We start from the raw sequence: 14,067 nt of genomic DNA on the forward strand, positions 1-14,067 counted from the left end.
CTTATCCCCTCTCGCCGTTAAGGCTGACCGGCCCCAGCGGGTACTCGACGTTGTGCTGGTCCACCCATTCGCGATACGACGCGCGTGCCCCGGGGAAACCGATGAACTTCCAGGACGCCATGTGTTTGTTGCCGCCGTGGATGGGGTCGGCAAAATAGCCTTCCTTGGTGTTTTGCAGCAGCATGTCGAAAAAGTAGCTGCCCCGCATCGACGCCATCTCGATCTCGCCGTCCTGGAGCTGGGTCAGAACCTGGTCGCGGGCGGCGTCATCGAGCGCGGCGAATGCGGCGTCGTGGCGGTCCTGGCAGAAGTCGTTCACCGCCGCGATCCCTTCGCGATACATCTCACGCGGGGTCAGCGGGATCTGATGGCCAAAGAGCGCCGGCACGTCATCGGGGAAGGGCCCCTTCATGTACCAGTCGGCGGCGTGGCCGAAGCCCCCTTCCATCTGGCGGTCGATGAAGATCGGTACGTTGGTATCGAGCGCGCCGGGGCCGGGGCCTTGACCTGGAATCAAGCGATCGCAGGCGGCGATGATGAAATCCCATTCGGCGGCCTCGAAAAAGGCGGGTTGGTAATCGGTTAGCTGCTGCGGGGGCTCATCGGCAAAAGCGGTCAGCGATACGCCGCTGCCGATGGTGACGGCGGGGATCCCCGTCAGCGCTCCCTTCATGAACCGACGTCGCGATGCGTCTTTTAGGCTCACGGTCTCTCCTTGCTCATTGCGTCGTGGGTCAGCGGTATTCTGGTTCTTTTAATAGCCCCATTTTAATATAGATCTTGCTAATTAGCTTATTAACCAAGTCGTGATTGCCCTGCGCCCGCCCGCCCAAACGGGTGCTTTGAACGTAAAACGCCCGGCTGGCACCGGGCGAACAATGGATTACAACTTTAGTCTAATACCGAAAAATACTACCGAACATGTGGCAGGGCGTTACGGGCCAGCCGTCTCGCACTGATGGGCATAATCATTCAATCCACCCTTTTTTATGGCGCCATCGACTCCGGGGCGGGGCTTTCATCAGGCGCTTTCAACGAGGAGGTGCAGTGCCCACAGCGGCTCGCCTTGATCGGTACGGTCATGAAGCAGTAGGGGCAGGACTTCTCCACCGGGCTTTTGGGCGCTTCGACCTCTTCGCGCTTGAGCCGGTTGATGGTGCGCACCAGCATGAAGACCACGAAGGCGACGATGGTGAAGCTGATCACCGCGTTGAGAAACAGCCCGATGTTGAGCGTCACCGCCCCCGCCTGCTGAGCGGCGCTTAACGTAAGATACGGCCCGGCCACCGCGCCTTCGCGCAGCACGATAAAGATATTGGAGAAGTCGATGCCGCCGACCAGCAAACCAATGATCGGATTCATGATATCCGCCACCAGCCGCTGAACGATGAGCGTAAACGCGCCACCGATGATGATCCCCACCGCCATATCGATCACGTTGCCTTTAACGGCGAACTCGCGAAACTCCTTGAAAAATCCCGACATTTCAGCACTCCCTTTTTTGATGACTTATGAGCATATAACTTTTCGAGCCTAAAACCTGCAGGCTCAATAACTTACGAAAGCGACATGCGGTGTTCAAAATACGTTGCATTTTTTCTGCAAGTGCGAGAAAACCTTATTTTTACGCTTTCAAAGCGACACCGAGCGTTTCATTTACGACAGCTCGCGCATCGTATACAAGATTGCTTTGTCAGTATAAGTGGCATTCGTGCCACTATGCAGATTGGTGGCTTAAACGCTCATTCGGGGAGCATAACAACACGCCAGTAACCCATACCTATAACAAGAAAAACTCCAGACGTTTCGGTGATAGAGGTACCAGACCATGACATCCGATCAAATCACATCCTGCGCCCCCGCAGGTCGCCCCAGAGCACCGCAAACACTGGGTTTTCTGCTGTTGGACAACTTTACCCTGATCTCTTTGGCCTCGGCGATCGAACCCTTGCGCATGGCCAACCAGTTGGCCGGCCGCGAACTCTATCGCTGGTATACGCTGACTCAGGACGGCGCCTCGGTACGCGCAAGCGATGGCCTCAACGTGACGCCGGACGCCGCCATGCAGGCGCCGCTCGCCTTCGACTGGGTCATCGTTTGCGGCGGCGTTGCCCCTCAGCATAGTGTCAGCCGCGAGCACATCCACTGGCTACAGACCCAGGCGCGTCAGTTAAAGCATCTGGGGGCGATCTGCACCGGCAGTTGGGCGCTGGCCAAAGCGGGGCTTCTGGATCACTACGAAACCAGTATTCACTGGGAGTGTCTGGCCTCTGTTCAGGAAGCCTTCCCGAAAATCGTGCTCACCACCAAGCTCTTCTCCATCGACCGCGACCGTTTCACCGCCTCCGGCGGCACCGCGCCGCTCGACATGATGCTCAACCTGATCGCCCACGATCACGGCAAGGCGCTCTCGGCGGGCATTTCGGAGATGTTCATCTACGAGCACATGCGCAACGAACAGGACCAGCAGCGCGTGCCGCTCAAGCACGTGCTCGGCACTACCCAGCCCAAGCTTCTGGATATCGTGGCGCTGATGGAGTCCAACCTCGAGGAGCCCCTGGAGCTCAACGAGCTGGCAAGCTACGTGGACGTCTCAAGGCGTCAGCTCGAGCGGCTTTTCCAGCGCTACCTGCACTGCTCGCCGTCGCGCTACTACTTGAAGCTTAGACTGGTGCGCGCGCGCCAGCTTCTGAAACAAACGTCGCTTTCGATCATCGAGATCGCCTCGGTATGCGGCTTCGTCTCGACGCCCCACTTCTCCAAGTGCTACCGCGAGTGCTTTGGCATTCCGCCCAGAGACGAGCGCCTGGGCTCGCAGTCGCGCCAGACGCCGCAGATCAAGAACGCGCCTCTGATGCAGCACTGGGGCGTGGAACCTGCCGGGAGCGAGCCTACCTCGAGCGCGCTTCTGGCGCTGGCCTACGCCCAGGGCGAACCGACGTTTGCCAGCGTGCCGCTTGTGAACTGATCCACCCCGAAAACTTTTAAAACTTCGCAAGAGCGGCCCGCGCGGCCGCTTTTTTGTGCGCGCCCGTTGGCTTGGAGCCGCGCGGTTTCCTTCTGGCGACAGCACGCCATACCGTTTAATCGCCCACTTTGCTACGCGCGCGACGCGCTCATGACGCAGCGTGACGCTTTTGGAATTTTCGTCGTCGTTTCCAGGAGCAGCGCGACCCCGGCCCAGCGCTATGCTCCCCGTCATGGACAACCCTGGAGCCTCGTTATGACCCCTTCTGAATTGCACCAAGACGCCATCGTCATCGACGGTCTGATCATCGCCAAATGGAACCGCGAGCTGCTGGAAGACATGCGCCGTGGCGGCCTGACCGCGGCCAACTGTACCGTCTCGGTGTGGGAAGGGTTCAAGGCCACCGTCGATAACATCGTCGCCTCCAACAAGCTGATGGACGAGTGCAGCGACCTGGTCCGCCCGGTGCGCACCACGCGCGACATCACCCGCGCCAAGGAAGAGGGCAAGACCGGCATCATCTATGGCTTCCAGAACGCCCACGCGTTCGAGGACCAGATCGGCTACGTCGAAGTGTTCAAGCAGCTCGGCGTGGGCATCGTACAGATGTGCTACAACACCCAGAACCTGGTGGGTACCGGCTGCTACGAGCGTGACGGCGGGCTATCGGGCTTTGGTCGCGAGATCGTCGCCGAGATGAACCGCGTGGGCATGCTGTGCGATCTTTCCCACGTCGGCGCGAAAACCTCCGAGGAAGTCATTCTCGAGTCCAAAAAGCCGGTGTGCTACTCCCACTGCCTGCCGTCGGGCCTCAAGGAGCACCCGCGCAACAAGTCCGACGAAGAGCTCAAGTTCATCGCCGACCACGGCGGCTTCGTCGGCGTGACCATGTTCACCCCGTTCTTGAAGAAAGGTGTCGACTCCACCATCGACGACTACTGCGAGGCGATCGAGTACATCATGAACATCGTCGGCGAAGACGCCATCGGCATCGGCACCGACTTCACCCAGGGCCACGACCAGAACTTCTTCGAGTGGCTGACCCACGACAAGGGCTACGCCCGCCGCCTGACCAACTTCGGCAAGATCATCAACCCGGAAGGCATCCGCACCATCGGCGAGTTCCCCAACCTGACCGAGGCGCTCTTGAAGCGTGGCCTGAGCGAGTCCCAGGTGCGCAAGATCATGGGCGAGAACTGGGTGCGCACGCTGAAGGACGTGTGGGGCGAGTAACGATTTCAAACGGGGCGAGTCGATTCAAAAAAGCGCCGCCCCCATGACCCTCTCTTGTTTGAACAAGTACAAGTTTTAAGGATGACCACCGTGACCAAGACAGCCCCTGAACTTCCGATCGACGTCGACAGCGAAACCGGTATCTGGACGACCGACGCCCTGCCGATGCTGTACGTGCCGCGCCACTTCTTCGTCAACAACCACATGGCCGTCGAAGAGGCGCTGGGCGCGGAGAAATATGCCGAGATCCTCTATCACGCCGGCTACAAGAGCGCCTGGCACTGGTGCGAAAAAGAGGCCGAACTGCACGGCCTGGAAGGCGTTGACGTCTTCGAGCACTACATGAAGCGCCTTTCCCAGCGCGGCTGGGGGCTTTTCAAGACCGAAGAGATCGACCTGGACGCCGGCACCGCTCGCGTTCGTCTGGAGCACAGCGCCTTCGTTTATCAAATGGGCAAGGTCAACCGCAAGATCGAGTACATGTTCACCGGCTGGTTCGCCGGCGCCATGGATCAGATTCTGGCGGCGCGGGGAAGCGACCTTCGTACGGCCGCCGAGCAGACGCAAAGCGGCGCCGAGGAAGGCTGTGACCACGGCCTGTTTGTTGTAACGCCCAAGCACTGAGGGTCGACGTCATGGCATTCGATGCACTGTTCAAGCCGATTCAGATCGGCAAGCACACTATCCGTAACCGCGTGGTCAGTACCGCTCACGCCGAGGTGCACGCCACCGACGGCGGCATGACCACCGAGCGTTACGTCAAGTATTACGAAGAGAAGGCCAAGGGCGGCTGCGGGCTATGCATCTGCGGCGGCTCGTCGATCGTCTCGATCGATAGCCCCCAGGGCTGGTGGAGCTCGGTGAACCTCTCCACCGACCGCATCATTCCGCACTTCCAGAATCTGGCGGATGCCGTGCACAAGCACGGCGGCAAGATCATGATCCAGATCACCCACATGGGCCGGCGCTCGCGCTGGGATGGCTTCGACTGGTCGACGCTGGTCTCGCCGTCCGGCATCCGCGAGCCGGTGCACCGCTCGACCTGCAAGACCATCGAGGAAGAGGAGATCTGGCGCATCGTCGGCGATTTCGCCCAGGCCGCGCGCCGGGCGAAGGAAGGCGGTCTCGACGGCGTCGAGCTCTCCGCGGTGCACCAGCACCTGATCGACCAGTTCTGGAGCCCGCGGGTCAACAAGCGTACCGACGAATGGGGCGGCACGTTTGAAAACCGCATGCGCTTTGGCATGGAAGTGCTCAAGGCGGTGCGCGCCGAGGTCGGCGACGACTTCACGGTCGGCATGCGCATCACCGGCGACGAGTTCCACCCGGACGGCCTCGACCACGAGGAAATGAAGCGCATCGCGGCGTACTACGACGCCACCGGCAAGGTCGATTTCTTCGGCGTCGTCGGCTCGGGCTGCGATACCCACAACACGCTCGCCAACGTCATTCCCAACATGTCCTACCCGCCGGAGCCGTTTTTGCACCTGGCGTCGGGCATCAAGGAAGTGGTCAGCGTGCCGGTCATCCACGCTCAGAACATCAAGGACCCCAACCAGGCCCAGCGAATTCTGGAAGGCGGCTACGTCGACATGGTCGGCATGACCCGCGCCCACATTGCCGACCCGCACATCATCGCCAAGATCAAGAACGACCAGGTCGACCAGATCAAGCAGTGCGTCGGCGCGAACTACTGCATCGACCGCCAGTACCAGGGCCTGGACGTCCTCTGCATTCAGAACGCCGCGACGTCGCGCGAATACATGGGCCTTCCGCACATCATCGAGAAAACCGAAGGCCCCGTGCGTAAGGTCGTGGTGGTCGGCGGCGGCCCTGCCGGCATGGAAGCGGCGCGCGTGTGCGCCGAGCGCGGCCACGACGTGACGCTGTTCGAAGCGAAAGAGCAGATCGGCGGGCAGATCACCATCGCCTCCAAAGCGCCGCAGCGCGATCAGATCGCCGGTATCACTCGCTGGTACCAGCTCGAACTCAACCGGCTCGGGGTCGATCAGCGCCTGGGCACCAGGGCGGACGAAGCCACCATCAAGGATCTGCGCCCGGACGTGGTGCTGCTGGCCACCGGCGGCCAGCCGTTTCTCTCCCAGGTACCGGAGTGGGGCTATGACGCGGACAGTGGCAAGAGCCTCGTGGTCAGCACCTGGGACATCCTCGAAGGCCGCGTCAAGCCTGGCAAGAACGTGCTGATCTTCGACACCATCTGCGAGTTTTCCGGCGTCTCCGCGGCGGACTACCTGGCCGACAAGGGCTGCAAGGTCGAGATCGTCACCGACGACATCAAACCGGGCGCAGCGGTAGGCGGCACCACCTTCCCCACCTACTACAGAAGTCTGTACGAGAAGGAGGTCATCATGACCTCGGATCTCGCCCTGCATAAGGTGTATCGCGAAGGCGACTCTCTGGTCGCGGTGCTCGAAAACGAGTACACCGGGGCTTTAGAGGAGCGCGTGGTCGACCAGGTCGTGGTCGAAAACGGCGTGCGTCCGGACGAGGCGCTCTACTACGCGCTCAAGCACCAGTCGCGTAACAAGGGCCAGACCGACATCGAAGCGCTCTACGCGATCAAACCCCAACCCAGCCTCTCGCAAAGCGGCGACGGCTTCGCGCTGTTCCGCTTGGGGGATTGCACCGCGCCACGCAACACGCATGCAGCCATTTATGACGCGCTGCGGCTGTGCAAGGACTTCTGACACAATAACGCTGTAAGCCGACCACCGCGGGCCCTTGGGCCCGCGGTGTAGTCCTTACGGTGTCTCTGAGAGGAGAGACGCCATGCTCGATACCCTGTTACCCATCCTGCTGTTTTCTGCGCTGGCGCTTGCCGCCATCGGCGCGGTTCGCCGCGTTCGTTTATGGCGCCAGGGGCGGCCCTCTTCCGTGCCCGTACTCAAGGGCCTGATGCAGGTGCCCAGACGCTACCTGGTCGACCTGCACCACGTCGTCGAGCGCGACAAGTACATCTCCCATACCCACGTCGCCACCGCCGGCGGCTTCGTGCTGGCCGCTTTGCTGGCCATTATCGTCCACGGCTTTGGCCTGGACAGCGCGATTCTTGCTTGGGTGCTGCTGGCCGCCACCACCAGCATGTTCATTGGCAGCATTCTGGTCGCCAAACGCAGAAGCCCGCCGCCGTCACGGCTATCGAAAGGGCCGTGGATGCGCCTGCCGAAAAGCCTGATGGCGTTCTCGATCGGCATGTTCGTGGTCACGCTGCCCACCGCCGGTATTCTGCCGGAAGGCGTGTTCCAGGAAGGCCTTGGCTGGATAGCAGCGCTCGTGCTCGCGGCCATCATCGTCTGGGGTCTGGGCGAGATGTTCTTCGGCATGACCTGGGGCGGGCCGATGAAGCACGCCTTCGCCGGCGCCCTGCACCTGGCGTACCACCGCCGCCCGGAGCGCTTTTCCGATAAAACCGGCGGCGAGCACCGCTCCACCGGCCTGAAAGCGCTGCATTTGGGCGACGATAACGCCAAGCTCGGCGTCGAAAAGCCCGCAGACTTCACCTGGAACCAGCTTTTGGGCTTCGACGCCTGCGTGCAGTGCGGGCGCTGCGAGGCGATGTGCCCGGCCTTTGCCGCCGGCCAGCCGCTCAACCCGAAAAAGCTGATTCAGGACATGGTCGTCGGCATGGCCGGCGGCAGTGACGCCCACTATTACGGCTCGCCCTACCCCGGCAAGCCGGTCGGCGAGCACCAGGGCGACCCTCATGGGCCGATCGTTGCCCGCCAGGGCACCGCGCTGGTGGATCCGGAAACGCTCTGGTCCTGCACCACGTGCCGCGCCTGCGTGGAAGAGTGCCCGATGATGATCGAGCACGTCGACGCCATCGTCGATATGCGCCGCTTTTTGACCCTGGAGCACGGCAATACGCCCAACAAGGGCGCCGAGGTGCTCGATAACCTGATCGCCACGGACAATCCCGGCGGCTTCGATCCCGGCTCGCGCCTGCACTGGGCGGCGGATCTGAACCTGCCGCTGATGGCGGACAAGAAGGAAGCCGATGTGCTGTTGTGGCTCGGCGACGGCGTGTTCGACATGCGCAACCAGCGCACCCTGCGCGCCTTCATCAGCGTACTGCGGGCGGCCAATGTTGACTTCGCCGTACTGGGCAACGAGGAGCGCGACAGCGGCGACGTCGCGCGCCGCCTGGGCGATGAGGCCACCTTCCAGACGCTGGCCCGCCGCAATATCCAGACCATGAGCCGCTACCGCTTTGATCGCATCGTGACCTGCGACCCGCACAGCTTCCACGTGTTGAAAAACGAGTATGGCGAGCTGGGCACGGCGGATACCCCGGCGGATTATCACGTGCAGCACCACAGCACGTTCATCAGCGAACTGGTCAGCGCCAACAAGCTCAGCTTCAAGGCGTGGAAAGGTGGCAGCGTTACCTACCACGACCCGTGCTATCTGGGCCGCTACAACGGCGAGTACGAGGCGCCGCGCGACGTGCTCAAGGCACTCGGCATCGAGATCAAGGAAATGGCTCGCTCCGGCTACCGCTCGCGCTGCTGCGGCGGCGGCGGCGGCGCGCCGATCACCGATATTCCCGGCAAGCAGCGAATTCCTGACATGCGCATGGAAGACGTGCGCGAAACCGGCGCGGACCTGGTCGCCGTGGGCTGCCCGCAGTGTACCGCCATGCTCGAAGGCGTGGTGGAGCCGCGCGCCGGCATCAAGGATATCGCCGAGCTGGTCGCCGACGCACTGATCATCGACACCACCGCCGAGAAAGCGGCGCCGGCCCAAGCCGCCCCCGCCCCTGCGCTGGAGGAAACCTCATGAGCGACATTCTGCGCCGCGACCCCCGCAAGGAGTGGATCGCCCGTAATCGTCTGCATCCGCAGCACTTGAGCGTGATGGCCGAACTCGGCGGCGGTGCCAAAGCCACCGAGTGGATGGGCCCCAACGGCGTGATGCGCCGCGACCCGCGCGCGGTTGGCTTCATCGGCCCCAACGGCATACGCCGCATCGATAGAAGCGGCGTCCAGCAGGCCGCTCAGGCCCCGGCGCACAGCGCCGCGGCCAAGGATACCCGCCAGAACGTCACCATCGACGCCCCGGCCTTTATCGTGGCCGTGGTGCCGGACATGGCCGGCGGGCGCCTGTCGGCCCATGACCGTGATCTGCTGGGCCTGGCCCGTCAGCTCGCCGACGCCGACCCGGCAAGCCCGGGGGCGGTACTCGCCGTGGTGTTTGGCGAGCACAAGGAGAGCGCCTTCGGGGAGGCCGGCATCGACCGACTGCTGCATCTGGGCGGCGAGCGCTTCTCGGGCTATCTGCCGGAACTCAAGGTAGCCACGCTTCAAAGCGTGGAGCGCGAGCTGGCCCCGCGCTTTTGGCTGCTGCCCGACTCCGCCCTGGGCGGCGGCGAGCTTGGCCGGCGCCTGGCCGCCAGGCTTGGCGAGCGCCCCGCCGCTCAGGTGTGGCAGGTCGAGGCCAATAACGATAGCGCGACCGGCTGGCGGGCCACCGCCCGCGCCGGCGCCGGTCGCCACGACGTTCACCGCGAGCTGCCCCGGGTCGTGCTGGCACTGGCCGAGTGCGCCGACCCGGTCAGCGAAACCCGCCACGCCTGTGATCCCGTCGCGCTTGGCCAGGGGCTTCCCGACGTGCTCGGGCGCATTGAGGATCTCGGCGAAGTCGCCGTGGATCCGGCCAGCGTCTCGCTTGCCGAAGCCGAGTTCATTCTCTCCGCCGGCAACGGCGTCAAGGATTGGGACGGCTACCACCACGCCGCCGACGTGCTCGGCGCGACCAAAGGGGCCTCGCGCGTGGCGGTAGACGATGGCTACATGCCCCGTGACCGTCAGGTCGGCGCCACCGGCACCTGGGTCTCCGCCCGGGTCTACGTGGCGGTGGGCATTTCCGGCGCCATCCAGCACCTTCAGGGCATTCAAAGCTGCGACAAGGTCGTCGCCGTCAACCTCGACGAAGGCTGTGACATGGCCAAACGTGCCGACCTGACCGTGATTGGCGACGCAAGCGCGGTCCTCGCCGCGCTGGTCGCGCGGGTCGAGCAGTACCGCGCCGAGCAACAGGAGAATCGCGATGCCGCCTAACGCCCCCGCCCAACGAGGCGCGCAACTCAACGTGGCCGTACTGGTGTCGATCGGCCGCCATCCATTGACCGCCCGCGCCCGGCGCGCCGACCAGGACGCCCGCGCGGTGGAAATGGCGCTCTCCCTGGAGAACGCGTCTGTGCGCCTTCTGCACGCCGGCCAACACGAAAGCGAGCAGGAAGAGGCCCTGCGCGGCTATCTCGGTATGGGTATCGACCATATCGGGCTGATCGAGCAAGACGAGCACGCCGACGTGATCCCGGCGCTCACCCAGGCGCTTCGCGACGATGCCCCGCAGCTGATTCTGACCGGCAGCCGCGCGGAAACCGGCGAGGCCTCGGGGCTTCTGCCCTACCAGTTGGCCGAAGCGCTGGGCTGGCCGATCATCACAAGCCTGGCCGCGGTCGAGAAGGTCGAGCAGGGCACGGCGGTGGTGCTTCAGGCGCTGCCCCGCGGCAAGCGTCGTCGCCTGCGCATTCGCCTGCCGGCGATCGCCACGATCGACACCAGCGCCCCGGCGGCGCGTCAAAGCGCTTTCGGCCCGGCCCGGCGCGGCGAGCTGAGCTTGAGCGAGGCGCAAAGCGAAATGGACGAAACGCTCGCCGGTTGGCAGTTCCATCCGGCGCGCAAGCGCCCGAAACGCCTCAAGATCGTCAAATCCTCTTCGGCACGGGACCGCTTCAAGGCCGCCGCCGCCAAGGCGGACGGCGGCGGCGGGCAGACGCTAACGGACGTCACCCCGGAGCAGGGCGCCGAGGCGATCTTCAAACTGTTGAAAGAGGAAGGCGTGCTGCGCTAGTTGCGCATCCGCCCCCATCCAACACGAATCGCCCACCCCAGCGACGCGTTGCGCCGCGTCGCTGGCTAAAGCCTGCTCCTACGGAAGATGAATCACACTGCACGAATGGCCACAGGGTTTCGTAGGAGCCCGATTCATCGGGCGATGGCGCCGACAGGCGCCCCGGATGAGGCCGCCGTGCAGCTTTGCGCCGCGTCACGGGCCAAGGCACCCTGTCACAAGATCAAACCGCGTTCGTTGAACAACGATTCGAGGGGCTTATTTTACGGCCACCCCCGGTTCTAACCTCAGCCTCTGACGCTCGCGCCGTAAGCCAATACCGGCGTGTATCACCAGCACCGTAATTACCACCACCCCGCCGGCAAGCGTCGAGGCGGTGGGCTCTTCACCCAGAAGCCACCACACCCAGAGCGTACCCAGCGCGGTTTCCACCAGATAAAACAGCGCCACCTCGGTCGAGGGCAGATAGCGCGTGGCGCTGTTGATCAACACGGTCGCCAGCGGCATCTGAACGAGCCCCATCAGCGTCAGCACGCCAAACTGCGGCGCCTCCAGGGCAAACGGCGAGGCCATCGGCCAGGCAATCGCCGAGGACAGAAGCCCACCGCCGGCGATCACGGTGATCGTGTCGATGCCGGGGTAGCGGCGCAGCAGCGTGAGATTGCCGCCGATCGCAAGCGCCGCGGCCAGCGCGAAGAGGTTGCCCAGAAGCATCCCCGCCGCCCCCTCGCCGAGAAACACCAGCCCCATGCCCAGCATGCACAGCGCGATGGCGATCAGCGTGCGAAGCGCTACTCGCTCGCCGAGAAACACGCGCGAGAAAATCGCGGCGAACAGCGGCGCGGTGCTCAAAATCACCACTACGTTGGCCACGCTTGCGTTCATCACCGCCAACACGAACAGCGCCGAGATCAGGCCCAACAGCGTAGCCGAGACCAGCGAGGCCACCGGATGCACGCGCAGCGTCGAGAGTTTTCGGCGCGCCAAACAGAGTGCGCCCAGCACGCAGAACATCAGAAAACCGCGCCAGAACACGATGGTGAAGCCGTCGGTCGCGGCCAGGCGAATCAACAGCCCGTCGAAGCTCAAAAAAACGACGCCCAGAACGACGATCATCAGGCCGCGCTGGTAGGTACTGGTCTGCATGACACCGCCTCCGGATCAAAAAACGAACCGCCCGCCAAAAGGCGAGCGGTCGCTGAGAACGTTATGACAAGGCGCGGACGCCTCGACGGCTAGCGGCCCTGGGACAGCGCCATGCGCGCCGCGCGCCCCCGGCCTTTCGGGCGCACCAGCCAGAAGCCGACGCCGCCGGCCAGCAATAACATGGCGCCGCAGCCAATGGCCAGACCAAAAGCGCCCTGCACTGCCCCGGCGCTCAGGCCGAACTGCGCGGCGAAGCCGTCGAGGGTCACCGCGTACTGGCGCCACAGGAACACGCCGATGGCCACCCCGGAGAGCATGGTGCACAGCGCAATCAAGCGTGTGCCGGAGACCCAGCCGCTGACGCTTTGGGCGTCGAACGTGTGCAGGAACGCCCGGTACTCGCGCTCGGCCGGGCTTACGCGAGTCATCCGGGAGGCGATGGCGATGGCAATGAGTGCCATCAGCGTGCTGAGAAGCACCGGGTGCAGATAGACCGGAAGCGAGAGCCATTCGGCCTGCACCATCAGCGAGATGATGACATTACCGACAAAGCCCACCGCCAGACCCCAGCCGGCGCCGGCGGCGGTGATGCGCGTGCTCCAGATGCTCAGAAGCGCTACCGGCCCCCAGGAGGAGGCGAAGAGCGTGGCGGCGAACCACACCACCGACATCACCGCCGGCGGCTGAAACAGCGCCAGAATCAGCGCGATCAGGCCGGCGGCGAGCACGGCCAGGCGGCTTTTACGCATCGCCGAGGCCTCGTCTTTCGAGGCGGCCAGAATGTCGTTGGAGATGCTGAAGCCGATGATCGACAGAAACGTCGAGCACGACGAGAGCCCGGCGGCGAACACGCCGGTCAAAATCACCACGCCAAGCCAGGTCGGCAGAATATTGAGCGCCACCCAGATCATCGAGCGCTCCGGGTCGAGGCTCGTGTCGTAAAGATTGATCGCCGCCCCGGTCACCATCATCAGCGCGTAGAACACGGCCAGCGCCACCGCGGTCAGCATCGCCGAGCGCATCACCACGTGCTCGTTGCGCGCCATCAGGTAGCGGCTCGACTGCCAGGGGCTCGCCGCCAGCACCGCCGCCCACACAAGGCCCAGCGTCAGACCCCAGGCCAGCGCTTCGCCGGGCGAGGAGAACGTGGCGTCCGGCCCTTCCAGCACGCCGTGCCACAGCGCGATGCCGGGCTTGTCGGTCTGGGTCAAAAGCCCCTCGACCACGCCGCTCCAGCCGCCCAGGTCATTGATGACGTAGAGCGAGCCGCCGAGGGCGGCCAGCGAGAAGATCACGAACATGATGGTGTCGGTGAGCATGACGCCGGGCGAGCCGGAGTAGAGGATGAAGCCGGTGTAGGTCGCCCACACCAGCACCAGCCCCACCCAGTAGGGCATGCCGGTGAGCTCGGCAAACATGATGCCCGCGCCCTGCATCACGCCCAACAGATACGCACCCAGGCCGATGATGGTGGTCAGCCCCGCAATCACCTGCACCTTGCGCGAGGCAAAGCGCTTGCCAAAAAATTCCGGCACCGTGTTGGCGCCGCTGCGGCGCAAATAGCGCCCGAACACCAGCGCCCCCAACAGGCACCCGGAGGTGCTGACCGCGGCGAAGATCAGCATGACGAACGGATAGCCCTGGTAGGCAAAGCCGGTTTCACCGAGAAAGGCGCTGGTGCTGAGATAGCTTGCCACCAGCGTGCCCAGAATGAAGAAGGTCGGCGCGTTGCGCCCGGCGACCAGATAGTCGTCCAGGCCCTTGACGCGCCGGCCGGCCAGATGGCCGATGACGAAGTAGCCGATCAGGCTCAGCAGTATCGCGACGGTGTAGATCATGAG

11 protein-coding genes are annotated in these 14,067 nt (G+C 63.8%); 7 read left to right on the forward strand and 4 right to left on the reverse strand.

Annotated elements, in window-relative coordinates; translation table 11 throughout:
- Position 1 precedes the first annotated feature (1 nt).
- Both OCT39_RS16620 and mscL read right to left on the reverse strand, forming a co-directional pair.
- Positions 2-706, reverse strand: a complete 705-nt coding sequence (locus OCT39_RS16620) for a gluconate 2-dehydrogenase subunit 3 family protein (RefSeq protein WP_263585542.1) — start codon at positions 704-706, stop codon at positions 2-4.
- A 281-nt stretch (positions 707-987) separates the two neighbouring features.
- Positions 988-1,485: a large conductance mechanosensitive channel protein MscL gene (gene mscL, locus OCT39_RS16625; RefSeq protein WP_263585543.1), complete on the reverse strand. Its 498-nt coding sequence runs from the start codon at positions 1,483-1,485 to the stop codon at positions 988-990.
- A gap of 343 nt (positions 1,486-1,828) precedes the next feature.
- Between mscL and OCT39_RS16630 the strand changes: the two genes are divergently transcribed.
- The 7 genes from OCT39_RS16630 to OCT39_RS16660 all read left to right on the forward strand — a co-directional run bounded on the left by OCT39_RS16630 (position 1,829) and on the right by OCT39_RS16660 (position 11,080).
- Positions 1,829-2,968, forward strand: coding sequence for a GlxA family transcriptional regulator (locus OCT39_RS16630; protein WP_263585544.1), 1,140 nt, complete (start codon positions 1,829-1,831; stop codon positions 2,966-2,968).
- A 255-nt stretch (positions 2,969-3,223) separates the two neighbouring features.
- A complete protein-coding gene (locus tag OCT39_RS16635) occupies positions 3,224-4,201 on the forward strand; it encodes a dipeptidase (protein ID WP_263585545.1) in 978 nt (325 codons plus the stop codon).
- A 90-nt stretch (positions 4,202-4,291) separates the two neighbouring features.
- On the forward strand, positions 4,292-4,825 hold the full coding sequence (locus OCT39_RS16640) for a 4-vinyl reductase (RefSeq protein WP_263585546.1): 534 nt from the start codon (positions 4,292-4,294) through the stop codon (positions 4,823-4,825).
- An 11-nt stretch (positions 4,826-4,836) separates the two neighbouring features.
- On the forward strand, positions 4,837-6,909 hold the full coding sequence (gene dgcA / locus OCT39_RS16645; RefSeq protein WP_263585547.1) for a dimethylglycine demethylation protein DgcA: 2,073 nt from the start codon (positions 4,837-4,839) through the stop codon (positions 6,907-6,909).
- An 82-nt stretch (positions 6,910-6,991) separates the two neighbouring features.
- The gene (locus tag OCT39_RS16650; RefSeq protein ID WP_263585548.1) at positions 6,992-9,004 is read left to right on the forward strand and encodes a (Fe-S)-binding protein; all 2,013 of its coding nucleotides are present in this window, start codon (positions 6,992-6,994) and stop codon (positions 9,002-9,004) included.
- Positions 9,001-10,281, forward strand: a complete 1,281-nt coding sequence (locus tag OCT39_RS16655; protein ID WP_263585549.1) for an electron transfer flavoprotein subunit alpha/FixB family protein — start codon at positions 9,001-9,003, stop codon at positions 10,279-10,281. Before OCT39_RS16650 ends, OCT39_RS16655 begins: the two co-directional genes overlap by 4 nt.
- Entirely contained in the window at positions 10,271-11,080 is an 810-nt protein-coding gene (locus tag OCT39_RS16660; RefSeq protein WP_263585550.1) for an electron transfer flavoprotein subunit beta, read from the forward strand. Before OCT39_RS16655 ends, OCT39_RS16660 begins: the two co-directional genes overlap by 11 nt.
- Positions 11,081-11,338: 258 nt before the next feature.
- Here OCT39_RS16660 and OCT39_RS16665 read toward each other — a convergent pair whose 3' ends face one another.
- Together OCT39_RS16665 and OCT39_RS16670 are read right to left on the reverse strand one after the other, a co-directional pair.
- Positions 11,339-12,226 (reverse strand): DMT family transporter, encoded by an 888-nt coding sequence (locus OCT39_RS16665; protein ID WP_263585551.1) that lies wholly within the window; start codon positions 12,224-12,226, stop codon positions 11,339-11,341.
- A gap of 89 nt (positions 12,227-12,315) precedes the next feature.
- Positions 12,316-14,064, reverse strand: a complete 1,749-nt coding sequence (locus tag OCT39_RS16670; protein ID WP_263585552.1) for a sodium:solute symporter family protein — start codon at positions 14,062-14,064, stop codon at positions 12,316-12,318.
- Positions 14,065-14,067: the final 3 nt, after the last annotated feature.

Source organism: Halomonas sp. GD1P12, assembly GCF_025725645.1.
In the GTDB taxonomy this organism is placed as follows: Bacteria; Pseudomonadota; Gammaproteobacteria; order Pseudomonadales; family Halomonadaceae; genus Vreelandella.